This window comes from Caproicibacterium sp. BJN0003 (genome assembly GCF_026314295.1).
GTDB lineage: Bacteria > Bacillota > Clostridia > Oscillospirales > Acutalibacteraceae > Caproicibacterium.
In genome coordinates, this window is sequence record NZ_CP111108.1 from 1539690 (window position 1) to 1566337 (window position 26648).

Annotated in this window: 23 protein-coding genes; 2 read left to right on the plus strand and 21 right to left on the minus strand. The window is 44.9% G+C overall.

Going from position 1 to position 26648, the window contains the following annotated elements; all coding sequences use genetic code 11:
- Nucleotides 1–32: 32 nt before the first annotated feature.
- The 17 genes from rsfS to infC form a co-directional block, all read right to left on the minus strand.
- Nucleotides 33–392, minus strand: coding sequence for a ribosome silencing factor (rsfS, locus tag OP489_RS07600; protein WP_266161349.1), 360 nt, complete (start codon nt 390–392; stop codon nt 33–35).
- 6 nt (nt 393–398) lie between these two features.
- The gene (yqeK, locus tag OP489_RS07605; protein WP_266161351.1) at nt 399–986 is read right to left on the minus strand and encodes a bis(5'-nucleosyl)-tetraphosphatase (symmetrical) YqeK; all 588 of its coding nucleotides are present in this window, start codon (nt 984–986) and stop codon (nt 399–401) included.
- A complete protein-coding gene (nadD, locus tag OP489_RS07610) occupies nt 967–1593 on the minus strand; it encodes a nicotinate-nucleotide adenylyltransferase (protein WP_266161353.1) in 627 nt (208 codons plus the stop codon). The genes yqeK and nadD overlap by 20 nt, the downstream gene beginning before the upstream one ends.
- 43 nt (nt 1594–1636) lie before the next feature.
- Nucleotides 1637–1945: a ribosome assembly RNA-binding protein YhbY gene (gene yhbY, locus OP489_RS07615; RefSeq protein ID WP_266161354.1), complete on the minus strand. Its 309-nt coding sequence runs from the start codon at nt 1943–1945 to the stop codon at nt 1637–1639.
- Entirely contained in the window at nt 1939–2532 is a 594-nt protein-coding gene (rdgB, locus tag OP489_RS07620; RefSeq protein WP_266161355.1) for an RdgB/HAM1 family non-canonical purine NTP pyrophosphatase, read from the minus strand. Before rdgB ends, yhbY begins: the two co-directional genes overlap by 7 nt.
- 14 nt (nt 2533–2546) lie before the next feature.
- Complete coding sequence (gene ftsY / locus OP489_RS07625) at nt 2547–3479, minus strand: signal recognition particle-docking protein FtsY (RefSeq protein ID WP_266161357.1); 933 nt, start codon at nt 3477–3479, stop codon at nt 2547–2549.
- A gap of 17 nt (nt 3480–3496) precedes the next feature.
- Nucleotides 3497–7066 (minus strand): chromosome segregation protein SMC, encoded by a 3570-nt coding sequence (gene smc / locus OP489_RS07630; protein WP_266161358.1) that lies wholly within the window; start codon nt 7064–7066, stop codon nt 3497–3499.
- Nucleotides 7067–8032 (minus strand): elongator complex protein 3, encoded by a 966-nt coding sequence (locus tag OP489_RS07635; RefSeq protein ID WP_266161360.1) that lies wholly within the window; start codon nt 8030–8032, stop codon nt 7067–7069.
- Entirely contained in the window at nt 8029–8715 is a 687-nt protein-coding gene (gene rnc, locus OP489_RS07640; RefSeq protein WP_266161362.1) for a ribonuclease III, read from the minus strand. The genes OP489_RS07635 and rnc overlap by 4 nt, the downstream gene beginning before the upstream one ends.
- Nucleotides 8712–9746: a phosphate acyltransferase PlsX gene (gene plsX / locus OP489_RS07645; protein WP_266161364.1), complete on the minus strand. Its 1035-nt coding sequence runs from the start codon at nt 9744–9746 to the stop codon at nt 8712–8714. The genes rnc and plsX overlap by 4 nt, the downstream gene beginning before the upstream one ends.
- Nucleotides 9747–9769: 23 nt before the next feature.
- Nucleotides 9770–11074, minus strand: a complete 1305-nt coding sequence (gene trmFO / locus OP489_RS07650; protein ID WP_266161365.1) for a methylenetetrahydrofolate--tRNA-(uracil(54)-C(5))-methyltransferase (FADH(2)-oxidizing) TrmFO — start codon at nt 11072–11074, stop codon at nt 9770–9772.
- The gene (gene topA, locus OP489_RS07655; protein ID WP_266161366.1) at nt 11071–13167 is read right to left on the minus strand and encodes a type I DNA topoisomerase; all 2097 of its coding nucleotides are present in this window, start codon (nt 13165–13167) and stop codon (nt 11071–11073) included. Before topA ends, trmFO begins: the two co-directional genes overlap by 4 nt.
- A 102-nt stretch (nt 13168–13269) precedes the next feature.
- The gene (gene dprA / locus OP489_RS07660) at nt 13270–14391 is read right to left on the minus strand and encodes a DNA-processing protein DprA (protein ID WP_266161367.1); all 1122 of its coding nucleotides are present in this window, start codon (nt 14389–14391) and stop codon (nt 13270–13272) included.
- Complete coding sequence (locus OP489_RS07665; RefSeq protein ID WP_266161369.1) at nt 14384–15202, minus strand: TrmH family RNA methyltransferase; 819 nt, start codon at nt 15200–15202, stop codon at nt 14384–14386. Before OP489_RS07665 ends, dprA begins: the two co-directional genes overlap by 8 nt.
- Before the next feature lie 80 nt (nt 15203–15282).
- The gene (rplT, locus tag OP489_RS07670; protein WP_180340364.1) at nt 15283–15636 is read right to left on the minus strand and encodes a 50S ribosomal protein L20; all 354 of its coding nucleotides are present in this window, start codon (nt 15634–15636) and stop codon (nt 15283–15285) included.
- A gap of 71 nt (nt 15637–15707) precedes the next feature.
- Complete coding sequence (rpmI, locus tag OP489_RS07675; RefSeq protein ID WP_180340363.1) at nt 15708–15911, minus strand: 50S ribosomal protein L35; 204 nt, start codon at nt 15909–15911, stop codon at nt 15708–15710.
- A 31-nt stretch (nt 15912–15942) separates the two neighbouring features.
- Nucleotides 15943–16479: a translation initiation factor IF-3 gene (gene infC, locus OP489_RS07680; protein WP_266163501.1), complete on the minus strand. Its 537-nt coding sequence runs from the start codon at nt 16477–16479 to the stop codon at nt 15943–15945.
- Nucleotides 16480–16754: 275 nt separating this feature from the next.
- On the opposite strand from infC, the gene OP489_RS07685 reads away from it, so the two are divergent.
- On the plus strand, nt 16755–17066 hold the full coding sequence (locus OP489_RS07685) for a heavy metal-binding domain-containing protein (RefSeq protein WP_266161370.1): 312 nt from the start codon (nt 16755–16757) through the stop codon (nt 17064–17066).
- A 57-nt stretch (nt 17067–17123) separates the two neighbouring features.
- On the opposite strand, the gene OP489_RS07690 is transcribed toward OP489_RS07685, so the two are convergent.
- Nucleotides 17124–18074, minus strand: a complete 951-nt coding sequence (locus OP489_RS07690; RefSeq protein WP_266161372.1) for a LysR family transcriptional regulator — start codon at nt 18072–18074, stop codon at nt 17124–17126.
- Between the two features lie 126 nt (nt 18075–18200).
- Between OP489_RS07690 and OP489_RS07695 the strand changes: the two genes are divergently transcribed.
- Nucleotides 18201–18947, plus strand: coding sequence for a sulfite exporter TauE/SafE family protein (locus OP489_RS07695; RefSeq protein ID WP_266163502.1), 747 nt, complete (start codon nt 18201–18203; stop codon nt 18945–18947).
- Nucleotides 18948–19016: 69 nt separating this feature from the next.
- Here OP489_RS07695 and addA read toward each other — a convergent pair whose 3' ends face one another.
- The 3 genes from addA to spoIIR form a co-directional block, all read right to left on the minus strand.
- Entirely contained in the window at nt 19017–22547 is a 3531-nt protein-coding gene (addA, locus tag OP489_RS07700; RefSeq protein ID WP_266161374.1) for a helicase-exonuclease AddAB subunit AddA, read from the minus strand.
- On the minus strand, nt 22537–25884 hold the full coding sequence (locus tag OP489_RS07705) for a PD-(D/E)XK nuclease family protein (protein WP_266161376.1): 3348 nt from the start codon (nt 25882–25884) through the stop codon (nt 22537–22539). The genes addA and OP489_RS07705 overlap by 11 nt, the downstream gene beginning before the upstream one ends.
- Nucleotides 25885–25992: 108 nt before the next feature.
- Nucleotides 25993–26592 carry a stage II sporulation protein R gene (gene spoIIR, locus OP489_RS07710; protein ID WP_266161377.1) on the minus strand — a complete coding sequence of 200 codons (600 nt, stop codon included), beginning with the start codon at nt 26590–26592 and terminating at the stop codon, nt 25993–25995.
- Between the last annotated feature and the right edge of the window lie 56 nt (nt 26593–26648).

The window sequence follows — 26648 nt, forward strand, 5'->3', positions numbered from 1 at the left end:
TCTCGATTCGCCCCTATCACTTTATACTGATTTTATTCCTGACTGAGAAGATCTGAAAGATCCTCTTGTGTTCCATCCTGCCACAGTCGGTCAAGATCATAAAAATGCCGCGCTTCTGTGGTAAATACATGAACCACAACATTTCCGTAATCGATCAGGATCCAGGAATGACTGCGATATCCTTCTGTGCGAACCGGCGATTCGCCCTTCTCTTTCAGCTGCACTTCCACTTCATCTGCCAATGCTTTTACTTGTGTGCTGCTGGTACCGGTTGCCAAAACGAAATAATCCGCAAGAGAAGAAATCTCTCGAATTTCGATCATCCGAATTTCTTTTCCTTTCTTCCGATCCAGAATCCGTACAGCCTCTTGGGCCAACTCTTTTGACTCCATTCTTCTTCAGCCTTTCTTTTTGTTTTTCTTCATTCGATTCAGTACAATCTCATTATAAGCCGAAATCGTATCCGGATGAATTGGCGCACACATCTCGGAAAGCTCTCGAATGGTAAAAACCATTCCCTCCAAAAGTGTTTCACCTAAATCTTTTTCCGCTGTTTTTCTAAGCTGTTCTACACCTTTATAATCACGGTCATCAGAAATAAAATCAGAAACAAAAATGATCTGATCCAAAAGTGTCATACCGACACGTCCTGTTGTATGATACCGCACAGCATCCAAAATCTCCGGATCCGAAATAATCTTCTCATTTTTAAGATAAGCGGGTCCCAACATTGCATGCCAAAGTTTCGGCGCATTTTCTTCTATCGGCGTCAAGGCGATTCCATATTTTCTCATCAACGCCCGTTGCTTTTCTTTCGGAATATCTTTCATAATATCATGAAGAATTCCTGCAATCTCTGCTTTATCCTGATCAGCACCATACTGTTTTGCGAGTTCTCCTGCACGTCTGCTGACACATTGGCTGTGATAAAACCGGCCATCTGATAAAAGCGGCCGAATCAAGTTTTCATAAGGTGTAAGATTCATGTTTTCGCTCCTGGTATAAAGAATGTTTTTCAATATAATCCGCAACGGAATCCGGAACTAATTTTCTGATATTCTCCCCTTTTTGAAGGGCTTCCCGCACCATTGTAGAAGAAATAGGCAAATAAGAAATATCTTCTATCAGCGTTTTGCCGCCGTAATTCTTGAGCTTTTCTGCATAGGCCCGCATTCTGAAAAGGCCACTCCGACTTCTTGGTGCCCCGCAGATCGTGGCATTCTTCAGAATCTTTTGAGAATCATGCCATGTAAGAAGCGTGAGAAACATATCCTCTCCAGTAACAAAGAAGAGCTCACAATCAGGATGCTCGCGGGAAATCTGCTCCAGCGTATCGGAAGTATAGCTTGGCCCCTCGCGAACCAGTTCCATATCGCTGACTTCAAATCCGGATTCCTCTTTTGCTGCAAGGCAACACATCTGATAGCGGTCTTCTCCGCTTGCAAGATTTGGAGCTTCTTTATGCGGCGGAATTCTTGCTGGAATCAAAATCACTTTTTGGGCATTGATCCGTTTTTGAAATTCCCTTGCTAAATGCAGATGCGCCCGATGAATCGGATTAAAAGTTCCGCCATAAATTAAAAGTCTTTTCACTGTGCGTCCCCTCTGGAACAAAAAGCATCAAGCTTTTTTTATTCTATCCTTTTTTCTTCGTTTTGGGAAGGGTTATTTTCGGTTGTTTGTCATTTCTGCGATATAAAACGAATTTTCGGCCGATAACCTGTACAATTTCGCTCTTTGTTTCTTCTGCAATCTTTTGAGCTGTTTCTCTGCTTGTTTGTTCACAGGTTTCCAATGTTTTTCCTTTAATCAGTTCTCTTTTTAAAAGAGCATCGTCTGCCTGCTTGATAACATCGGCGGAAATTCCAGATTTTCCGACCATCAAAATCGTATCGATCGGATTTGCCAAAGCGCGCAGATAAGCGCGCTGATTACTTGTCAGCATAAATGGTGCTTCTCCTTATAACTTTTTAAATTTTCTGCAAACCGTCGCAAGGCTTTGCCGCGGTGGCTCACTTGATCTTTTTCTTGTGCCGTCATCTGCGCATAAGTTTTTTCTCCCACCAAAAAAAGCGGGTCATATCCGAATCCGTCTGTTCCGTGAGGCTCGTCTGCAATGATTCCCTGACATTCTCCGCGAGAAGTCAGAATATCGCCGTTTGGAAAGACACAGCAAATCACGCTGACAAAAGTTGCCAGACGGTCTTTTGGGGGCACATCTTTTAACGCAGCAAGTAATTTTTGATTTCGGTCATTGTCATCTGCATTAGGGCCTGCCCACCGTGCAGAATGGACGCCCGGCTGACCATTTAAAACATGAACGCAGAGTCCGGAATCATCAGCGACTGCCGGAAAGCCGGTTTCCTTACAGGCAGCAGCTGCTTTTAGATACGCGTTCTCTTCAAAAGAAGTCCCTGTCTCTTCCACTTCTTTTAAATTCTCGGCCGGCACTACTTCAATTCCAAGCGGCTCTAAAATTCGGGAAAGTTCACGCACTTTATTCGGATTATGTGTTGCCATCACAAATTTCATACGGATCTTTCCTTTCACTCTGATTCGGAGTCTTCGGGTGTGCGCTCAAAAAGAGCCGTTGCAAACGCATCCGCATCAAACGGCTGCAAATCGTCAATCTGCTCTCCTACACCGATAAATTTAACCGGCACTCCCAGATTTTCTCTTACCGAAAGGACGACGCCGCCTTTAGCGGTTCCGTCTAATTTGGTAAGAACAATTCCTGTGATTCCGGCAGCAGTTTTAAATTCTTTTGCCTGATTAACTGCATTCTGTCCGGTTGTTGCATCCAGAACCAGCAGGATTTCCTGATCGGCATCGGGGAGTTCCCGTTCGATCACCCGATGAATCTTTGCAAGTTCCTCCATTAGATTCTTTTTGTTATGAAGACGCCCCGCCGTATCACAGATAATCACATCTGCTCCACGGGATTTTGCCGCCGAAATAGTATCAAAGACAACAGAAGCCGGGTCGCTGCCCTCTTTCTGTTTGATCATCTCACAGTTGGAACGTTCTGCCCAAACCTGCAGTTGCTCAATTGCTGCTGCACGAAAAGTATCGGCTGCCCCGAGGATCACCTCTTTGCCCTCCGATTTTAACCGATTGGCAAGTTTTCCAATGGTCGTTGTTTTGCCGACCCCATTTACTCCGATCACCAGAATGATAGAAGGTTTCGTGCGAAGATTGAGCTCTTCCCCGCCGCGCAGCATATCTGCCACTGTCTCTCGAAGAAGTTCCATCACTTCATTCGGGTCGGTAATTCCACGTTCTTTCACTTTTTCACGCAACTTGTTACAGATATGCTGAGAGGTTTCAACTCCCACATCTCCCATTACAAGGAGCTCTTCCAATTCTTCAAAAAGATCTTCGTCGATCTTTGTAAACGAATGGAGCATACTCATCACATTGTGACTCATGCTGTCACGGGTTTTTTTCAATCCCGCTTTAATTTTATCAAAAAAGCCCATGGTGATATTTTCTCCTTTCAGGAAACATTCAGTTCCTTCTCAATTTCATTGGTATGTAATTCCAAAAGTTTGCTGATTCCTTCCTCCTGCATGGTAACACCGTAAAGCATATCGGCTTCTTCCATGCTGCCGCGCCGGTGCGTAATCACAATAAACTGTGTCTGTGCATTCATGCGGCGCAGATAAGCCGCAAACCGATCAACATTAACATCATCGAGAGCCGCTTCGATCTCGTCCAGCATGCAAAACGGCGGCGGATTTACTTTCATAATGGAAAAATAAAGAGCAATCGCAACGAGTGCTTTTTCACCGCCGGAAAGGGCTTCGATATGTGCAACGATCTTGCCGGGCGGCTGCACTTGAATTTCAATTCCGCTCGTCAAGGGATTTTCAGGATCACTGAGTGAGAGAGAAGCGGTTCCGCCGCCGAAAAGTTCACGGAAAGTAGAACTAAAGTAGGCACTGATTTTCTGAAAGCCCTCCTGAAACTGTCCTTTCATCTGATGTGTTAATTCTCCGATCAGATGATGAAGTTCATCACGACTCTTTTCGATATCCTGTACCTGTGTGTTCATAAATTCATAGCGCTCATTGACTTCTTTATATTCCTCGATTGCAGAAACATTGACATTGCCGAGGGCGCGGATCTTTCCTTTCAGGGTATTGAGACGTTTCTGTGCTTCCGGAGGATTTTCAATCTCGGGAGCCGATTCTTTTGCTTCCCGTGGGGTCATCTCATACTCTTCCCAAAGTTTTGAGATAATAGAATCATACTCTTTCTGCAGATTATCACGCCGTTCTTCGAGACGCGCCAAATCATGGCCGGAAAGTTCCTTCTCTTCCGATTTTTCTCGTTCCTGACGGCGAAGCTGCGTGCTTTCCTGTTCCAATTTCATCCGGTGCTCATTGAGAAAATCGATCTGCTGCGTCTGTGTTTTTGCCGTTTCACGCAGAGATTCTGCTTGCTTTTTGAGAGAATCCGACTTTTCTTGAGCCTGCTCACGCTGCTCCTTTAAAGACTCAATTTCTTCTCCGAGTGCCTTTGCATGATCGATATGGTTGATTTTCTGCTGCTGTAATTCTTCCACTTTTTGGCGCAGAGAATCTGCATCTTTTTCTTCGCCCAAAATCTCCATCCTAATCGTTTGGCACTTTTCGGACAAATCGTCGCTCTGCTGATTAAAGTCGGTCCGATTCCCGCTTTTTTCTTCCATCTTCTTGGAAATCTCCGCAATTTTTTCTGCGATGCTTTCCTCTTCTTCTTTTGCAGCGCGACGGTTTTCTTCTTGCTCTTTAAGGCGATCTGCTGCAGATTCCTTCTCTGCTTGGAGCTGCGTGCAGTCCGAAATCATTCCATCTAAATCCGATTTCAACCGGTCGCGGTTCGATCTGAGCTGAATTCGATCTTCCTGTGCTGTTAAAAGTTCTCCCTGTGTTCCCTGCAGAGAAGCTTGTGCTGCTGAAGTCTCTTCGGAAAGATGATGATATTTCTCTTCGGATTCTTTTGCCTTTTGATGTTGCTCCACTGCTTTTTTGCGAAGCTCTTCGATCTCAGAAGCTCTGCGCAAAAGGCCGGAATTTCTGGCAAGAGAACCGCCGGTCAGTGATCCTCCGGCATTGACAACTTGTCCATCCAGCGTAACGATGCGAAAATGATAAGAAAATTTTCTTGCAATTTCTACCGCATCATCCAAATTTTGGGCGACTACAATCCTTCCGAGCAGACTATCTCGAACCGAATCATATTTTGGCTCACAGGAACAAAGATCTGAAGCAATTCCAACAAATCCTCCGCACTGAGAAAGACCTCTTTCCTGCAGGCTTTTGCCATGAACAGAAGTCAGCGGCAAAAATGTAGCACGTCCGCTATCTTTCTTTTTTAGGAGCCGGATTGCCGTCTTTGCATCCTGTTCACTTTCAACGACAACATACTGCATGGCACCGCCAAGCGCTGTTTCCAGAGCGACCGCATACTCTCCCGGCACCGAGAGGATTCTCGAAACAGGTCCATGAATGCCGGTAAGGACTCCATGCTTCGCTTCCTGCATCACTATTTTAACACTCTTCGCAAACCCTTCCAGATTGCGTTCGAGGTCTTCCAAAACTTTAATACGGTGATCGGTTTCTTTCGCTTCTAAAAGCTGCTGTTCGGCCTCTTTTTTCTGCTCATCGGCTTTTTTGCGGCGGGAAAGAAGGCGCAGCTCATATCCGCGGACTGTATTCTGCAAGGCAGATATTTTGGTGTCCATCTCTTCCAGCATTTTTCCGCTTTCTTCAAAAGAAAGTTCCAATTCCTCTCTCTTTTGACTTTTGGCTTTCAGGGTCTCTTCAACAACTGAAAGGCGCATTCCGATTTCGGAAATAGAGGAAACAGAAGCGGTTTCACGAACCTTTGCCTCAGTCACCTGCTGAGATAACGCGGTCATCTGACGAGAAAGATCATCGATCTGTGCAGAAGCTTCATTCATTGTTCGGCGAAGAGAATCCAGCTTTTCGTTCACTTGAGCCATTGTCTGATTAAGTGCTTCTATCTGCTGCTGCTTCTGCGAAATCTCTGCCTGATAGGAAGTCATCTCTTCTTCCAAACGAGACCGATCATTCTGGGAATTTTCTAATTCTATTTGAAGACGTTTCATCATCTCTTCTGCATGACGCACATCTCCCAAACAGACATCTGCCTCTCCATCTTTCTGAACTGCTTCCGCCTCCAAAGAAGAAATCTGCTGGCGAATCTCATCAGCTCTTGCAGTGGCCTTAGAGGATTCTGAAAAGTTCTGCTCGATTTTTTCCTGCAGATCATCCAGCGCTTTTGCCGCAGCTTCCTGCTGAGCCTGTGCCAAAGCGATTTTATTTTCCTGCTCTTTCAGAATTCTCCCCGATTTTCCAAGTGTATGAAGCCACAAACCAATTTCAAGCGTACGCTTTTCTCCAGAATAATCTAAAAATTCCTGTGCTTTTTGGGATTGTTCTTTTAGCGGGCCTACTCTGCTTTCCAACTCAGAAAGAATATCGTTTAAGCGCAACAAATTCTCTTCGGCCGCAGAAAGCTTTCGCTCGCTTTCTTCTTTGCGGTAACGGAAACGAGATATTCCGACTGCTTCTTCAAAAACCTCCCGACGATCCTCCCCTTTGGCAGCAACGATCGTGTCGATTTTACCCTGTCCGATAATCGAATATCCGTCACGACCCAATCCGGTATCCATAAAAAGTTCATTGATATCTTTCAGCCGGACATTCACTTTATTGATGCGATATTCGCTCTCTCCACTGCGATAATAGCGCCGGGTAACGGATACTTCATCTTTATCAAACGGCAGTCGGCGATCCTGATTATCGATATTCAGGGTCACTTCTGCATACCCCATCGGCTTTCTTCCTGGAGTACCGTTAAAAATCACATCTTCCATCCGCGTACAGCGCAGCGTGCGGGTAGACTGTTCCCCCAACACCCAGCGCATCGCATCGCTAATGTTACTTTTTCCACTTCCGTTTGGACCTACGACCGCCGTAATCCCATCATGAAAGGTTAAAACCGTCTTTTCCGGAAAAGTTTTAAATCCCTGTATTTCCAAAGATTTTAAAAGCAATCAGTTCACCTCCTGCGGAAGAATTTTTACACGATACCCTAAAGCAGCCAATTTTTTAATATTTTCATGATTCTGTCCGATTGCCTGCGAAATCTGTCGTCTTGGAACATAGAAAACAAACGAGTCCTCTTTTTTTCCCTGCAGCTTTCTATAAAAATATCGATACCAGCGAAGACTCTCGCAGCGCTCTCGAAAAGCTGCGTGATAAGGCCCCGCTACTAACTTATCTTTAAGTTCCGGCGAATCATGAAGTCCTAAACGAATGACACGAATTTTTTGTTTCTCAAAGAAATCCAAAAGATCAGCACAAAGTTCCATGCTTTCTTCCAGAGACGGCGGGCAATAAGCCCCCTCGCGATACCATTTCTCCATCTCGGTTCCCTTTAATGTCAAAGCTGGATAGATACGCACCTCCGAAGGAGAAAGCTCAGAAAAATCTCTCGCTGTTTTTCTTGCTCCCTCGGCTGTATCTCCCGGAAGCCCTGTCATCATCTGCAGTCCCAGTGAAATATTGACCTCATGGATCATCTTTGAAGCTTTTCTAACCTGTCCCGCTGTGTGCCCCCGGCCATTTTGAAAAAGGACACGATCATCCATACTCTGCGCACCTAACTCGATCGTGGTAACGCCATATGTCAAAAGGGTCTTCAAAATCTCCGGGGAAATACAATCCGGTCTTGTAGAACAACGGATTCCGCGAAATTGGCCACTCTTTACAAAAGGCCACGCTGCTTCCAGAAGAGAAATCATTTGTTTTTCAGGTAACGCTGTAAAACTGCCCCCAAAGAAGGCAATTTCCGTTTTCGCTGCACGGTCTCCGAGACTTTTTAATGCAATGTTTGCGGCATTTTTCACTTCTTCCGGAGTCAGCATTTTCTGCTGTCCGGTAATAATATGCTGATCGCAAAAACTGCATCGATGCGGACAACCGAAATTTGGGACAAATAGTCCAACCGTCGCACTCAATATCCCATCAGCTCCAACGCTTCCCGCGCTGCCTGCTGCTCCGCTTCTTTTTTGCTGCGTCCGCCGCCTTTTCCAATCACATTGGAGTTTAGGTGGACTTCCACCATAAAATGTTTATCATGATCGGGACCGGATTCGCCGGTAAGAAGATAGGAAAGTGTCTCTCCAGGATTTTTTTGGATAATCTCCTGCAATTTTGTCTTATAATCTTTAAACGGCGCTTTCTGATGCAAAGTCTTTAAAGCCGGCAGCACAAACCGAAGAATAAACTCGCTTGCAGGTGTTAAGCCTCCATCCAAATAGATTGCAGCTGTAATTGACTCAAACGCATCCGCCAAGATAGAAGAGCGAGTGCGCCCACCGCTATTTTGTTCTCCATGGCTTAAATAAAGATATTTTCCAACTTCCATCTCTTGAGAAAATCCGCAGCAAGCTTTTTCACAAACCAAAGTTGCTCTTGTTTTTGTCAGATGACCTTCAGGCCAATCCGGAAAATGTTTGTAAAGATAATCCGCCACTACAAAACCCAATACGCTGTCTCCTAAAAATTCAAGACGCTCGTTGCTCCCTAATGGCGCCTTTGTCTCATTTGCAAAAGAGGAATGAATCAACGCATTTTTGAGTAGCGCCGGATTACGAAATGAATATCCGATCGCTTTCTCTAATTCTTGCAGTTCTTTCATACCGTTTCATGCTTCCCTTCCTTTACATCCGAATTTGCTTTTTTCATAGAAGTAATACTTTCTGTAATTTCAGAAACAATGTTTCCTTCTACATACGCTTTTGTAAGGCGAAGCGCATTATAAAAAGTCTTTGCCTTAGAACTTCCGTGTGCTTTGAATACCGGTTTTGCACATCCCATTAAAGGAGCTCCTCCGTATTCATTATAGTCCATTGTTTTCTTGAGTCCCTTTAAATCACTGAGCATTAGCCCTGCTGCCAATTTCGTCTTCAAGTTTTTCGTTAAAACTCCCTTTAACTTTTCCATTACCATCATGGCAGTGCCCTCATAAGTTTTTAAGAATACATTGCCGGAAAAGCCATCTGCTACCAGCACATCGCATGCATGACCGTTAACGCTGCGGGCTTCCACATTGCCCACAAAATTGAGATTCGAATTTTTGAGCAGAGCATAGGCCTCCTGCTGCAAAGAAGAGCCCTTATGCTCCTCTGTACCTACATTCAAAAGTCCGACCGTTGGATTTTCAATCTGCATAACTTTCTTCATATAGAGTGCACCCATCAGGCCAAACTGATACAACATTTCCGGTTTGCAGTCCGCATTTGCCCCGCCATCCATCAACATAAAACAGCCTTTGCCATCCGGAATAACCGGTGCAAACCCAATTCGCTTAATTCCATGAATTCGTTTGACAAGAAAAGTGGCTCCAACCGTAAGTGCACCACTGTTTCCAGCAGAAACAAAGGCATCCCCTTTTCCTTCTGCCAAAGCGCACAACCCAACTGCCATGGAAGAATTCTTCCACTTTTTCAGGATTTCAGTCCCCGGATCCTCCATCGGCATAACATCAGGACAATCCAGGATTTCCATATGGGACAGATTTATGCCATTTTCTTTCGCTGCCTTTTTAATAATATCCGCTTTCCCCGTTAAAAGGATCTCCACATCCAGTTCTTCTACGGCCTTTGTAGCACCCTTTAAAATTTCAAGCGGTGCATAATCTCCGCCAAAAGCATCTACGATAATCTTCATAGCTTCCCTCTTTCCCATTTCTGTCAAGCTGATTCGATCTGTTCTTTCAGTGCCTTTAATGCGCGTTGGGAAAAAGCACTGTATCGTTCTTTTTTATCCCGTATAACTTCACCAAGCGGTGGAAGAATGCCAAAATTTGCGCCCATTGGCTGAAAATCAGCATTGCCGCCTTCCTCCACATAATGAGCAAGCGCACCTGACATTGTAACTTTCGGCAAGATGAAAAGCGGCTTTTTCTGCTGATACCGCAGCGCATTTTTTCCTGCCAAAAGGCCGCTCATCGCAGATTCCATATAACCTTCCACGCCGGTCATCTGTCCGGCAAAGAAGAGCCTTGGTTCCGTTTTCATCTGAAAAGCAGCATTTAAAATCTTAGGAGAATTTAAAAAAGTATTTCGGTGCATCACTCCATAACGCACAAATTCCGCCTGCTCCAGACCCGGTATCATTCCGAAAACACGTTTTTGCTCTCCAAACTTTAAGTTTGTCTGAAAGCCGACCAAATTATAAAGTGTTCCGGCAGCATCTTCTCGGCGCAGCTGTACATTTGCCCATGGACGATGTCCGGTATGAGGATCGCGCAAACCAACCGGTTTTAACGGTCCAAATCGAATAGTGTCTGCTCCTCGTTGTGCCATCACTTCCACCGGCATACATCCCTCATAAACCTTCGGATCGCGTGCATCAAACCCATGAACCGGCGCCCGCTCTGCATTTACCAATGCATCATAAAAGGCTTCGTATTCAGCCCGATTCATAGGGCAGTTGAGATAATCTCCCTCTGTATCCTGATCATATCTGGAAGCCGAAAAAATCTTTGAGAAATCGAGACTTTCCGCAGTTACAATCGGGGCGGCCGCATCAAAAAAGCGAAGAGTCCCGCCGCAAAGCAAATCAATCTGTCCCGCAAGCGGTCCTGCTGTGAGAGGACCTGTGGCAGTCACCGTAATGCCATCTTGGGGGATTTTTTCGACTTCTTTTTCTTCGATTTCAATATTCGGATGATTTCGGATCGCACTTGTCACGGCATCAGAAAATTTCTGACGGTCTACCGCTAACGCGCCGCCCGCCGGGACTCTGCAATCAAATGCAATCGGCACCAAGAGACTCCCCATCTGCCGCATCTCTTCCTTTAAAAGACCGGCAGCGCTATTTAGGCGTGCAGCTTTTAAAGAATTGGAACAGACAAGCTCTGCAAAATCAGGATTTTGATGTGCCGGCGTATAATGCGCTGGTTTCATCTCTACCAAATGAACTTTTTCTCCGCCCTGAGCGATCTGCCATGCTGCCTCACAACCGGCAAGTCCCGCTCCAATCACGGTAATCATTCTTCATTCTCCTCAATGCGTTCATATCCGCAGTCCGGTGTAATGCAATAATATTTGGGGTGTTTCCCCTTCTTTTTCAGAAGCGTTTTTCCACAGCGGGGGCACTTCTCTTTGACCGGCTCGTCCCATGAAACAAAATCGCATTTCGGATAATTGCTACAGCCATAAAAAACCCGTCCGCGTTTTGTCTTCTTCACAATGACACGTCCATCACATTTCGGACAATCCGCGCCGTTTTCCTGTACCAACTTCTTGACATTTTTGCATTCCGGATAGCCGGAGCAAGCGATAAAGCGCCCATAACGTCCGGTTTTAATGACCATCGGGCGACCACACTTTTCGCAGATCAGGTCAGTCTCATCCTCTTTTAAATGAATCTTAACTCCCTGCATGTCTTCTTTTGCCTTTTTTAAAGTCTGTTCAAAATCCCCGTAAAATTGATGCAGGGTTTCTACCCAATCGTTCTTTCCGCCCTGAACCCCGTCCAGTTCGCTCTCGACCTGTGCTGTAAACTTCACATTCACGATTTTAGGGAAACGCTCACACATCAGCTTTGTAATGACTTCTCCCAATTCAGTAGGCTTTAAGGCTTTGCCGTCCCGCACAACATATTCTCTGCCGGTAATTGTGCTAATAGTTGCTGCATAGGTACTCGGACGTCCAATTCCATTTTCTTCCAAAGCTTTAATGAGGCTTGCTTCTGTATACCTGGCTGGCGGCTGTGTAAAGTGCTGATTCCCCCCAATCTCTTTGCAGTGAATCGGCATTCCAACTTCGAGAGGCGGTAAAATTCCTGATTTTTCTTCGGATTCATCGTCTTTCTTTTCCTCATAAAGTACCGTAAATCCATCAAATGTAACGGTATATCCACTCGCTTTAAATAGATATCCATTTGCACTGATTTCTGCCTGTGTAGTTGCCTGAATACAGTTGCTCATCTGACAGGCAAGGAACCGCTCCCAAATCAATTTATAAAGCTTATATTGATCATTAGAAAGGTTTTCTTTAATTTTATCCGGTTCTAAAGAAACCACAGTCGGACGAATTGCTTCATGACCATCCTGTGCATTAGCCTTTGCTTTATAATGACGTGGTTTGTCTGGAAGATATTTTTTGCCCCAACGCTGTTCAATATACTTTGAAGCATCATTGATCGCATCTTCGGAAAGGCGCAGGGAGTCGGTTCTCATATAAGTAATTAAGCCCACTGCACCCTGGCCGGAAATTTCGACGCCTTCATAAAGTTCCTGTGCGGCCTTCATGGTTCTTCTCGCAGTAAAACCAAGTCTGCGGCTTGCCTCCTGCTGCAGGGTGGAAGTGATAAAAGGAGATGCCGGAGATTTGCGGCGGGTTCCTTTTTTCACTTTTGTAACAATATATTCGGCGTCTTTTAATTTTTCAAGGATCTGATCAGATTCTTCTTTTGAGGAAATCTCCAGCTTACCATCTTGATTTCCATAGAAAGAACCAGCAAACACTCTGCGGGAAGTTCCCTTTGCAGGCGTAAACTTTCCGTCAATCGTCCAGTATTCCTGCGGCTGAAAAGCGCGGATCTCATTTTCTCGATCTACAATGATGCGCACCGCAACACTCTGTACACGTCCTGCAGAAAGTCCTCTGCGAATTTTCTGTGAAAGGAACGGACTAAGTTTATAACCCACCAAACGATCCAAGATTCTGCGGGCCTGTTGTGCATTTACCAAATTCAAATCAATGGAACGCGGGTTTTCCATACCGGTTGTAATTCCTGTTTTTGTAATTTCGTTAAATGTAACACGGTTTATCGCATTTGTATCTAAATCAAGCAAATAGGCAAGATGCCATGAAATTGCTTCTCCTTCGCGATCAGGGTCCGTTGCCAGAAGGACTGCATCGCTTTTTTTGGCCTTATCGAGAAGCTCATCAACCAGTTTTTCCTTGCCCTTGATAATTTCATATTTTGGTTTAAAATCATGTTTTATATCAACACTCAGTCGGCTTTTCGGAAGATCACGCACATGACCCATTGAAGCGATCACGTCATAGCCGGATCCAAGATATTTTTTAATTGTCTTCGCTTTTGCGGGAGATTCCACAATCACTAACGTTGACAAATAAGACACCCCATTTCTAATGACAATCCAAAAAATAAATTCTTATGGTAACATACCAGATTATGGACCATTTGTCCAGTCTAGCACCTTAAAAAATCACATTTACAACTCCTGCTCTGCCCTTTTATAGCGATTATTTTCGCATTCTGTGGCCGCATCCTGAATCTCAAGTTCGGTGAGCGCCGCCATCAATTTTGCAACCGGCAGACCAGTTTTTTCCTGCAGCACCGAAATATGTTGCGGCATACGGGTAAGTACTTTATATACGCTCTCCCCATCTGGAGAAAGCCCTTCCGGTGCTGCCAAAGCAGTCTGGTCCAAAGGAGAAGCAGATGGCTCTCGTACCCAGTCATAGCGGGATTCCAAATCCTTTAAAATATCTTCCGCACCCGTAACTAAGGTAGCTCCATCTTTAATGAGCTGATTAGTACCCTCTGAGAAAGTGCTTTCAAGTCCTCCCGGAACAGCATAGACATCTCGATTCTGTTCCAGTGCATCTCTCGCCGTAATCAGTGAGCCACTGTGAGCTGCGGCTTCCACCACCAAGGCTCCTATAGAAAGCCCGGAAATAATTCGATTTCTAACCGGAAAATGAGCCGCTAAAGCAGGCATTCCCGGTGGATATTCGGATACGAGCGCTCCGTGCTCTGAAATTTCTTTTCGCAGGGGAGCACTTCCCATTAAATAAGGAAAATCAATCCCGCAGCCAAGCACAGAAATTGTCTTTCCTTCGCCTTCTATTGCACCCCGATGAGCACTTTGGTCAATTCCCATGGCACCGCCGCTGACAATAACGACACCGGCTTTTGCAAGATCGCGTGCAAAACTTCGTGTGATTCGGCGACCATTTTCTGTTGATTTTCGTGTTCCGACGATTGCGATTGCTGGGATATGACTCAGATCCGGAAACGTTCCCTGATAATAAAGGACCAGTGGCGCATCATAAATTTCGCGTAGGCACTGCGGATATTCCTCATCTTCATAACAAATTAATTTCTGCCCCGCAGCATACGCTTTTTCAATTTGATTTTCGGCTTGTTCTATCGAAAAATTGCGAAGCTTTTGCAGTTCTGAGCGTCCAATTGAAGATTCTATTCTCCAGTCTTTTTCTCCCGCTTCATAAAAAGCCTTCAAACTGCCATAGCGTTCTAAAATCGGCCGCAGCTTTCCTCCTCCGGAACTAATCGCCTGCTGCATCCAAACCCAATAAGCCTGATTATTCACGGGAAGCTCCCCCCCGCATCATTTCCCAAAGCAGAATTGCCGCACTCGCAGAAGCATTTAAAGACTCTGCGCGTCCTAGCATTGGAATGGTAACCGGCTGACAAAGGGCAATCGTTTCTTTAGAAAGTCCATTTCCCTCATTTCCAACCGCCATAACAGAAGGCTTCGAAAAATCGGCTTCTGTCACCCTGAGTGCATCAGAATCCGGAACTGCAGCCCAAAGAGTCCACCCACATTTTTTTAAAAGCGGCGCTGCTTCTGCAAAATTTGGAATTGAAATCATTGGAAGACGAAAAACCGCTCCCATGCTGCCCCGAAGTACCTTTGGAGAATAGGGATCGCAGCCTTTTCCACAAAGTAAGACCGCTTTTTCTCCCAGTGCCTCTGCTGTTCTAAGTACCGTTCCCAGATTTGCCGGATCCTGAATCTCTTCCAGAGCAACCACACAGCCGGAAGCTTTTGTCTGCAGAAAAATTTCTGTCTGCTCTGATTCACAGGGAAGCGTACAGACACAAAAAATTCCCTGCGGCTGTTTGGTATCAGATAAAAGCGGCGCAATATGCGGAGAAATCTCATAAACTTGCTCTGCTTTTTCACGGATTTTAGCAAGATAAGAAGCATACTTTTCTGCCGCATGAGCAGTATAAAAAGCTTTTTGAATCTGCATCCCGCTTTTGGCTGCATCTGCGCAAAGCCGTGCGCCTTCGCAAAGAAAAGCTCCTTGCTCACGCCGCGCCGCAGCTCCTGATAAAAGTTTTGCTGCGTGCGAAATCATCTCATTTTTTCGACTGGTAATCAATGTTTCTATCATAGCCTGAATTCCTCTCTTTAACAAAAAGCTATAGAATAGAAAAGTTGCGCCCGGAAAAAACCGGGCGCAACTTGAACTTTTTAGAGAGCGGCTTTTGCTTGCTCCACAAGGCTCTTAAAAGCAGCTTCATCAGCGACTGCAATTTCCGACAACATTTTACGATTTAGATTGATGCCGGCCCTCTTGAGGCCATTCATAAATCTGCTGTAAGTGACATCGTTCATCCGGCATGCTGCAGAAATACGAGTAATCCACAGGCGACGGAAATCGCGTTTACGGGCTTTACGACCTGCAAATGCATAGTTTCCGGATTTCATAACGGCCTGTTTCGCCATCTTAAAATGCTTTGATTTACTTCCCCAATAGCCTTTTGCGAGCTTTAAAATCTTCTTTCTTCTTTTGCGCGTCATCATTGCGCCCTTGACTCTTGCCATTTTCTATACCTCCGAACACATACTTATATGCTTATTTTCAAAATAGATCCGTTCGCGTTCTTCCTTATGATTTATTTATAAGGAATCATCATTTTAACGGCCGCTACATTTGTTCTATCCGCCACACGGGTACCGCGCAGTCCACGTTTTCTCTTTGGGCTCTTGCCGTGACCGTTCAAAAGATGGGATTTATTGGCATAGGCACGAATGACCTTACCGTTTTTGGAAAGCTTGAAGCGCTTTTTTGCGCCGGAATGCGTCTTGATCTTAGGCATAATGTTTATATCCTCCTTGATGTTTAAAAACTTATTTGGCGGGCTTTGGTGCAAGGAACATCAGCATATTGCGGCCCTCCAGCTTAGCTGGTTTTTCCACATTGGCAATTTCGACCAGAGTCTCTGCAAAATGGCGCATGACTTCATACCCCTGTGCGGGATGTCCCATCTCACGTCCACGGAAACGGATCGAAACTTTTACCTTATTGCCCTCTTTTAAAAAGCGCTGTGCATGGCTCTTTTTCGTTTCAAAATCATGAACGTCAATATTAAGAGAAAGGCGAACTTCTTTAATCTCTACGATATGCTGATTTTTGCGGGCTTCTTTCTCCCGTTTTGCCAGCTCAAAGCGGTACTTTCCGTAATCGATGATCTTACATACTGGCGGTTTTGCCTGCGGCGCAATCTTCACCAAATCTAGATCCTCTTCGTAAGCAAGCTCCAGAGCTTTTGCCGCGGGCATAATTCCAAGCTGTCCGCCATTTGAATCGATCACTCGGACCTCACGGTCCCGGATTTCCTCGTTGATCTGCAGTTCCTTGTTGCTAATGATTAAACACCTCCAAATAAATTGCCTTTAAATTGACAAAGCGCAGACTAATCCCGTCTGCGCATCAATACAACCCCGCCCCAAAAAGGGCACTGTATTGACCTGTAAACAGACGAAACCGTACAGGTGTGAGCATATAAGCCCCGCTTTGTTTTGCCTTTTTATTATAACATGCTCCAAAAGAATGTCAAGAACAGTTTTTTTAAAAATTAATTGTGATTTTTAAGCATAGATGCTAAAATAAAAACAGAAAAGCGATCTTCATATAAAATGATAAGGAGTGTGCATTTATTATGATCCTGACAACAACAGAAAATATCCCCGGGAAAAGTTATCAAATCATCGGCATGGTACGTGGAAGCACGATTCAGTGTAAAAATATTGGCCGTGATATTGGCTCCAGCTTTAAGAACCTGGTAGGCGGCGAAATGAAATCCTACACAGAGATGATGAATCAAGCCCGTGAAATTGCAACACAGCGTATGGTAGACGATGCACAACAACAGGGTGCTGATGCGATTGTCTGCATGCGGTACGCCTCCTCCTCGATTATGCAGGGTGCAGCTGAAGTCATTGCTTATGGCACTGGAGTCAAATTCTGCTGAACCTTAAATTTTCTAAAATGCAGTTTCTTAAAAGGGACTGCATTTTTTGTTGCATTTTTAATCTTTAAGCCGTTCTGCAGTCAAATCCAAAAATCGTTGCAAAGCCTTCGAAACATACCGATTCTTTTTACAAATAGCGGAAAGGAATCGGCAGGCATCCTGATCATCAATCTTATAAACCGGCGGAATCTTTTCAAAATTTCCGCATCGAATGACGGTATCGCTGATAAAAGAAGCTCCAAAATCTGCCAGAGTCAATGCAAAAGCCGTAAGTGTCTGATTTAAAAACATCTTAATTTTCGGGTGAAATCCTGCATTGCTGCAAAGTTTTTGTGATCGATCGTAAAGATCGTGTTCTTGATTAAGAAACAAAAACTCTTCCTCCCAAAATGCAGAAAGCGGCACTTTCGGACAATCTGGCTGTAAATAATATCCGGATAAAATCTGTTCTTTTGTAAGACGAGATTTATTAAAGATCTGATTTCTAGGGGAACATGGCGGCAACGCCAGAAAAATCTGCTCTTGATGAAGTGGAAGCACTGTTAAATTCTGTGCTTTCTGTGTTTCATAATCAAGCACGCAGTCAACAGTTCCTTCTCCCAGCATCGTTTTGAGCTCAGGATATCCATCTTCCACCAGCGAAATTGAAATTTTCGGATAGTGCCTCGCATAATCCGTAAGAATCGGCGGTAAAAAACAAGTGCAAAAAAATTGTGAACCACCAATCGAAAGACAGCCTGCTTCAAGATTTGTCAGATCTGAAAGATAATCCCCCAATTCTTTTTCAAGTGTCTCTTCTTTACTGGCACAATCTACAAAAGCTCGTCCCTCCGAAGTCAAAGACAAAGGAAATGTATTACGGTCGAATAGGCGGCAGCCGAGTCCTTTTTCAAGCTTTATAATGTAAGCACTCAACGCAGGCTGAGAGATATAAAGCTTTGCAGCGGCACGAGAAAAATTTTTTTCGTGTGCAATCGTCAAAACATAAAGTCGATCCAGTGGATTCATATTTTGCCTCCTATTATATAAATTCGCTTATATTTTTTATATCAATATAGATATTTGTTTATATTAGACTTTTATGGTATCATAGCATAACATGGAATAAAGAACAAGGAGAGGGTTTCTTTGAACGTGCTGCTTTTTTTATGCCCGGCACTATTTCTTTCCGGATTTGTTGATTCAGTTGCTGGCGGCGGCGGCCTAATCTCTATGCCCGCGATTTTGTTGACGGGACTTCCTCTGCAACAAGTTTATGGGATTAATAAATTTACTGCGGCAAGCGGAACCACTTTTTCAGCGATTCGCTATTTTCGCCACGGTGCTGTCGATATCAAAATTGCATTGCTCTCAGCTTGTGGTGCTTTTCTTGCTTCTTCTTTTTCCTCTCGAGCAGTTCTGTTTCTTCCGGAACGTCTTTTAAAGGGAGCACTACTCTGTCTGATGCCGATTGTTGTTGTACTGATTTTAATGAAAAAGAAAGGCAACGACACAAACCGCTCCACAGAAATTCCCATTAAAAAAAGATATCTCATGGGATTTTTAATTGGAATGATTGTCGGTTGTTACGATGGACTTTTTGGACCCGGCACAGGGACAATCGCAATTTTAGTTTATTGCTATCTGATGAAATACGATATGAAAACTGCAGGTGGAAATGCCAAGATTTTAAATCTTGCCTCAAACTACGCCGCACTTGTCACTTACATCCTCGCCGGAACGATCAACTATGCGATAGCAGTTCCCGCCGCATGCTGCTGTATCGTCGGGAATCTAATCGGTTCCGGCTTGGCTCTAAAAAAAGGCAGCGTGGTTATTCGTCCCATCATGCTGGTCGTCGCCGCTTTACTGATTGGCAAAACCGTAATGGATTTCTTTTAACTTTCCTTCCTTTTATATTTTTAAAAAGCCCTCAAACTATGAAAAGTAGTTTGGGGGCTTTCGTATTAATTAAATACTTGTTTCTCTGATTTCTTTATGAAGTGCAAAAGAATAAAGTAAGCATTCCGTCACCGGAAGATCGAAGCATTTTTCGAGTGCTTCACGGTAGAGAAGGAGCTGGCCCTGATAACGATCCCATAGTTCCTTTGCAGATTGAACGTGATCCGTCTTATAATCCATCAAAATGATCCCATCATTTTCCTCAAACGCACAATCTATTGCTCCCTGTAGTACAACCGGCTCCTGTGCCATAGAACCAGTCAGTTTCTGATCAAGACGCTTTGCTGGGATTTCCACTGAAAAGCGATATTCCCGAAGAACGCGCGGAGATCTTTGTATCCGATCAAAAACCGGCGCCTGACAAAAGTCCGTTACGGCAGAAAGATTGACTGCATTTGCCTGCTCCGATGTCAAAAATTCTTCTTTGACAAGGCGTTCCAGTTCTTCCTGTGCATTTTCCTTTAAAATTTTCCAGTCTGCGAACTGCAAAAAAGCATGTAGAGCGGTTCCGCGCTCTGCCGGAGTCAATCCCTTTTTGCCTAAAAACGCTGGTCGGCTCATGGCGGCATATTGTTTCTGAAGCGGTTTTTCTGCAAGCTCAGAAGCAGCTGTTTTTGCTCGTACCGCCCCTAAATCCCGATAAGGATATTGATATTGTGTATAACGCATCAGTTCCTCGAGTAATTTGGGATCTGCCGGCGGCATCTCAATCTTGCATGCTTCATTTTGTTCCGGCTCAAACGGCTGATCATGGATCAGTTCCACTTTCCATAAAGCGTCGCAGGGAAGGACTTTGCAATCCATATTGGAAAGTTCGCGCAGCTTTTTGGAATCCGGATGACGCAGCGCACAGAGCAAAATCCAATCAGACAAGCAATCTGCATGTTGGACTGCAAAAGGAGGAATCTGATTTTTTTCTCCCATCTTACAGGCTAGTGAAGAGAGCGTCTTTTCGGGATCTTTTTGGGAGCAGAGAAGCAAAAGTTTTTCCTTTGCCCTTGTAAGTGCTACATAAAAGACTCTCAGTTCTTCACTCATTCCCTCCTGACGAAGGAGAATCGCATTTGCTTGCCATGGAAGCGTCTTTACCCGATATTCTTTTCCTGTCGCTCGCAGTTGGATTCCTAAGCCCATCTGTGGGTGAAGGAGAACAGTGTCCTTTTCCGTATGAAATTTTCTGGAACATCCCGCTAAAATTACAATTGGAAATTCTAGTCCTTTGCTCTTATGAATACTCATGATCCGTACCACATTGGCACTTTCGCTGAGCGTCTCTGCCATCGGAATATCTTGCCCTTGATTTTTGAGGCGTTCCAAAAAGCGAAGAAATCCGGAAAGCCCATTATGACCGCTGTCCTCATACGATCTGGCGCGTTCCTGCAAAAGGCGCAGATTTGCAAGGCGCTGCGTCCCATTTTCCATTGCAAGCACAAGATCCGCATAACCGGTTTCTTCATATAAAGCTCCAATCAGCTGATCTGACGGAAGCGCGGCTGCAAAATTGCGCCAAAGAGAAAGCTGCTTTAAAAAAGAAAGAATCCGTTCGTTTCCTTCTGCGGCAGCCTTTTGCAAAGAAGCAAAGAGGGAACTGTCTTTGCTTTTCGCACGTATATCTGCCATCTCGTCCAGACTAAAGCCACCGATTGGGCCCATCAAAAGGGCAAGCAAAGAAAGATCATTGAGCGGATTATCAATCGTCTGCAAAAGGGAAAGCACTGCCCGTACTTCCGGTGCATCAAAGAATCCCTTTCCAGCATCCGCCCATGCAGGGATTCCCAATTTTCCCAATTCATCTGCATAAACAGGCGCATATTGATTTGCGCTGCGCAATAAAATACAGATTTCTCGATATTGTGCAGGCCGCATCTGCCCATTCTCTGTTACCGAGTTGGTCGCGGTCCATTCAAAAATCTTCTCTGCAATCCGTCGACATTCCGCTTCCAGAAAATGATCTGTTTCTTCGGCAGAATACTGCAGAACATCTAGTTCCAGAGCAGAATCCTTTGTTTCCGGATACTCCGCTCCGCACACCAAAGATTCTTTTTCGGTATATTCCATCTGTCCAACTTCCCGGCTCATCAGCTGACGGAAAAAGAAATTAACCGATTCCGTAATTCCAAAACGGCTGCGAAAGTTACGGTCCAGTGTAATACATGCGGGAAACTGTGCATGATCTCTATGATATTCAGCGCTTTTTTCCCGTCGGCGAAGAAAAAGTTCCGGCATTGCCTGGCGAAAACTATAGATGCTCTGTTTGACATCCCCCACCATAAAAAGATTCGTCTCATCTTTGGAAACCGCACGAAATAGCAAATCCTGCGTTTCGTTCGTATCCTGATATTCGTCCACCATGATCTCGTCGAACTGATTGGAAATTTCTTCGGCAGCAGAAGTCTTTTGATAGCCTTCCGGCGTCTCCTCCACCAAAAGCTGCAACGCCCAATGTTCCAGGTCTCCAAAATCGGCCATTTTTCGTTCTGCTTTTTTCTGCTGCAGCGCCGTATGAAATTCTTCCAAAATGGCAAACAATTTTTCGACAAGCGGTTTTAGCTGCTGCAAGTCTTCCAGACACTCTGCTTCGGACGGCGCAAAGATTGCTTTTAAATTTTCAATTCCAGATTTTACTTCTTTCCGATTTTCTGCCACCGCAATTTTAATAGAATCATCGGAATAGCCCCTCGGAGTGGAAAGACGTTCAAAAGAGGCCATTTGAATCTTCTGAGAAAAGTCATCCCAAGAATCATTTTGAAGACTTTCGAGAAGGGCCTCTAGCATTTCTTGATCCGACAAAAAAGCCGGCATAGAAGCTGCTCTCAGTTTCTCATCCGCTGACTCTAACAGCCTCATAGAATGCTGCGTTATCGAAATTGCATAGGAAAATGTCTGCTGTGCAAATCGGATAATTACGTCTCCCCAAACCGACTGTCTGATATTTTGGCAATCATACATCGCTGCTTTTTCCCGCAGCCAACGAGACGGAAACGGGTGACTGCGTACAAAATCATACAGTTTAAAAAGAATATTCCGGAGCAGATGGTCGTCCCGCCCAGCTGAAAATGCGTCCAACAGTTGATAAAAGACAGGATCATTTTTTTCGTAGAATAAATTGAGAACCATATCCAGTGTTTCATTCTGCAAAACCGAAAGCTCACTCTCATCCGCAATTCGAAAATCCGGCGAAATTCCGACTGCAGAAAAATGTTCCCGCAAAAGTTCCTGGCAAAAGCTATGTACAGTACTGATATGTGCTCTTGATAAAAGCAGCTGCTGTCTTTGCAGAAAGAGGCTGTCCGGTTCCTCTTCCAGAAGTTCTGAAAGCTTGTCTGCAATCCGCCCACGCATTTCAGCGGCAGCGGCCTTTGTATAAGTAACGACCAGAAGGCGATCCGCATCAATCGGATCTTTTGGATCGGTAATTCTTTTGATAACCCGCTCTACCAAGACCGCTGTCTTTCCAGAACCGGCTGCCGCAGATACTAGAAGCGGTCCGCCGCGCGCTTCGATCGCGTCTTTTTGAGCGCTTGTCCATTCACGTCTCATCTGACTCCCCCCTCCTCAGAATCTCAACTGCCTCTGTCACAGATACATTCGATTTCGTTTCCCGAACGGGCATTCCTTCCTCGGTCATACAAACTGCCCCATACGGACACCACTTGCATGCGGTATCCCGATCTTTTAAAGGCTGTGCTTCCACATTTCCCCGATGAAGTTCTTCTGCCATCTCCTTGACCATTTCCCGAATATTTTGGAGAATCAGCTCAAAATCCCTGCTGCTTACAACACTGCTCTTTGATGTTGATGCCCCATTTTTTAGAGCCGCAGGAATATAAGTCCCCTTTCCGTCCTCCTCCATATCGGAAAGGATTCCTGGGTCGTCCAGCAAGAGACCATTCATACGCAGCTTCTTATTCTGATCTTTTTGGATCGTTTCGTCATCCGTCTTTCGACTGGCAGTAAAAGCCGGCCGGTCTGCCGGCATATAAAGGATTCCCGCAGGCTTCGGATTTTTCCAGTGTGAACCGCCGTTTTCGCACAGCGCTGCAAGATAAATCAACATTTGCAGGTTCGTTCCGTCCAAAACATCGGAAAGGCGAAACATCTTCTTGCCAGTCTTATAATCAACGACCCGCAGATAGGTATTTCCGTCAATTTCATCTGCATCTACACGGTCGACCTTTCCATCAACTTCTACGCTTCCGCCGTCCGAAAGTGAAATTTTCAGCCCGGGAATCTCACTTTGTCCAACCGGAAGCTCAAAATCAGTCGGTGAAAATCTGCTCTGAGAAAGCTCTTCTGCAATATGCCATATCACGACGCAGGCCGCTTCTGCTACGCGCTGCAAAAGCCATGAAAAACGTGCTGTCTGAGTCTCTGTTCCACCAAGTTTTTCCTGTGCATAAGACAAAAGCTGCTGATCTACATTTTTCCGCAGTTCTCTTTGTCCCATCTTTAAAATCTTTTCGGCGCCGATCTCACGAAATAAATGCTCTAAGAGATAGTGCATCAAACTGCCATATTCCAGCGCATCCAGTTTTGCCATTCGTCTTTCCTCTATGTTCATTCCATAGCGGCAGAAATAGCGGAACCTGCATTGATGATACGTTTCAATTTGTGTCGCCGAAACACGCATATTTTTAGGAAAAATCTTTTGGGCGTTTTCAGAATCTTGAAAGACTGCAGTTTCTCTCTTTGACGCTTTTTCCAGTGCATTCATACGGGCTTCTTCCCCTGTTTCAGAGAACAATTGACGCAGAGAAGCTTCTACCGCTGTCTTATGGTTCCACCGCCGCGCAAGCAGCTCGAAAGCAGCCTTTTTAGATCCTGCAAAATAAGATTCCGGTAATGTCATTTCCGATTCAACCGGGCAATGAGGAAACAGTGCCGAAATCTCCGAAACCAGCGAAGAAGGCTGCTTTTGGGTCCCATCGCTGGAATTAATCGGCCACGAAACATAAAGTCTTTCACTAGGAGCTGAAGCCATTTGATAAGCAAGAAATCGTTCCTGCACAGCAACCCCTGAAAGCGGATCACTGAGCGGTAGTCCATGATCGATCAGAGAAATTCTCTCTGAAAAGCTTAGAATTCCTCCGCTGGAAGGAGTCTGTGGAAATTCCCCCTGACAAACGCCAAGTAAAAAGACGACTTTCGGTTTTGCCATGCGGATACGATTTGCGGCACCTATTGTCACTTCATCCAATCCCTGTGGAATACTTGCCATTTCACTTTCTGAAATCACCATTCGTAAAAGTTCTAGAAAGGAAGTCCGCGAGATCGGACGTTCTGAAATGGTCATCGCGCACTGATCCAGAATCTCCATCAGCAAATCCCAGAGACGAAGCGTATTATCTGCAAGCGCAGGGGCTCCTCCTTTTTCGAGAGAATCCGCAAAATTCCGCAGATTTTCTTGTACCCCGGCTTCCGTCAGATAATCGTAGACTGCTTTCGCCATCCCTTTTCCGTCGGTGTCTTTGGTCCTTTCTCTTAGATGTGCCATGGGCGTAATGATTTTTTCCCGCACTTCATTAAGTTCTCCTAGAAGGTTCTGATCTTTCTCTGTCCATTTGGAAACGAATCCACCGGGGTGCATCGTAAACGGCGTCTGCCAAGCCGATTTATTCAACTGCCAAACAAAGCAATAATTTTCCAACTGTGACTGCATATTTTCATCAATTCCAAGAAGATTTGTCTTAATGCATGTAAGAATTTCCTCGGTTTCGAATCCGGAAGAAACAGCTTTTAAAGCCGACAACGTAAGTCGCATTAAAGGCTGTACTGTAATATTCTGTGCTTCGTCCATGAAAAATGGAATCTCGTACCGCTCGAATGCAGCGTTTAAAATTCCACGGTAAGGCTCCAATGACCGAGCCGCCACTGCAATTTCCCGGCAGCGATAGGTGCTGTTTACTAGAAATCTTCGAATGCTTGCTGCTGCAAATTGAGCCTCATCATAAAGATTCTGAGCTGCATAAAGATGAATCTGTTCTGCACTTTTATCTACCTTTTCCCGTTTGCCCCGATAAAGATTTGCCTCCAGTTTGGCAAGATCTTCCGAAAGGAACCGTTTACCTTCCGGCAAAACATCTGGTGCTGCCACCGGCACATTTCCTTCTCTTGCAAGCCGAATCAATTTTTGTGCCGTTTCCCGAACGAACGAAAAAAGTCCCAACCCATGTTCAGGGTCTGCCAATTGATCTGCACAAAGAGAAACCGTAACCTCTTTGCTCTGACGAATTATACATTTAAGAATTTCATATTCCTGCATGGTAAAGCTTTGAAACCCGTCAATATAGACGACTGCATTTTCAAAAAAGGGATGGGCTTCCAGTAAATTTGCCGCGCGGGTTAGATCGTCCTGCGGATCAAGATAGCTCTGACTTACCAATGCTTCATAAGAAGACAGAATTAAAGATAGTTCTGAAAGCTTTTGTTTCAGATTCGGCGTCTGGGCACTCAGAGAAGCTTTCTGCAAATCTTCCGGCGAAACACGGCACATCTTAAATTCGCTTTCTCCCTGCAGCAGTGTCGAAATCAATTCCGTTCCATTTGCGTTTTTACGGTAAAAATGCAGGCGATCTCGAACCTGCTCCAATGCCATATTCATCAGGATGATTCTGCCTCCGGCCGAAAGCCGTTTTCCGGCCATGGCTCCATAGGTACGACCGAGTAAATCACAAAGGCGAGAAAAGCTTAGCACATAAATTTTCTGTGCGTCTTTAGCCCCGAGTGCATGCAAAATTGTTCTTTCATTCTCAAAAGAAGCCTGCTCTGGGACTAACAAAAACAGCTTTGCCTCTTCGTCTTTAGCATGTTTCCGCAATTCTTCCTGCACAGTTCTTGTCTTTCCGCTTCCAGAACGCCCCAACAATAAATGCAGCATCTTCTCACCCGTTCCTTTTTTATTTATTTTTATTATATCATAAACAATTGGGGCGGAAAAGCTAAAAAAGGCTCCTTCGGAAAACCGAAGGAGCCTTTCAAAATCTTTTTAGGAGTTTTGAGAAAGCCATTGGCGAATTTCTTCATAAAGTTCCACCGTTTTAAATTTGACGGCAAACCCTGGTTGTGTCATTTGCTCCTGCGCCGGAGTCAATACATCAGAAAGATTACTATCCTGCTCTGCGCCCGGCAGACAAAGCGCCGGAAACAGCACGCACCACCAATTATGTCCTTTGCCCTCACCAATTAAAATACGAAGCGCACGATAAGTACCAGCAGGCAATGTTACATTTCCATAGGTTCTCGTAGGAAACCAACAGTCTTCTAACCGCACCTCTACCGGATCGTCATTTCCATTTTCTCTCAGGACTTCTTCTCCGGCTTTCTTTAAATCTGCAAGATGTTCCTCGGCAGCTTCTTGTGCTTCTTCGCGGCTATCCGCATTTTTAAACCACTGTTCACTAACCGAAAGGACCCGATCCCGTACTTTTAGTTTTAACGCTTGATCCTCTTCTGAATCTGAATTTGCAAGAACGTGCAGCCGCAAAACCCGATCAGAAATTCCTTCCCCCGCAGCAGTGATTCCCGTACAGGAAATTGCCAAACAAAGGACTAACGCTGCAGCAACTGCTTTTGTAAAAAGGCGCATGCCCCATTCCTCCTCTAAAATAAAGTTCAAAGGAAGTATGGGGCATACTGGAAAAT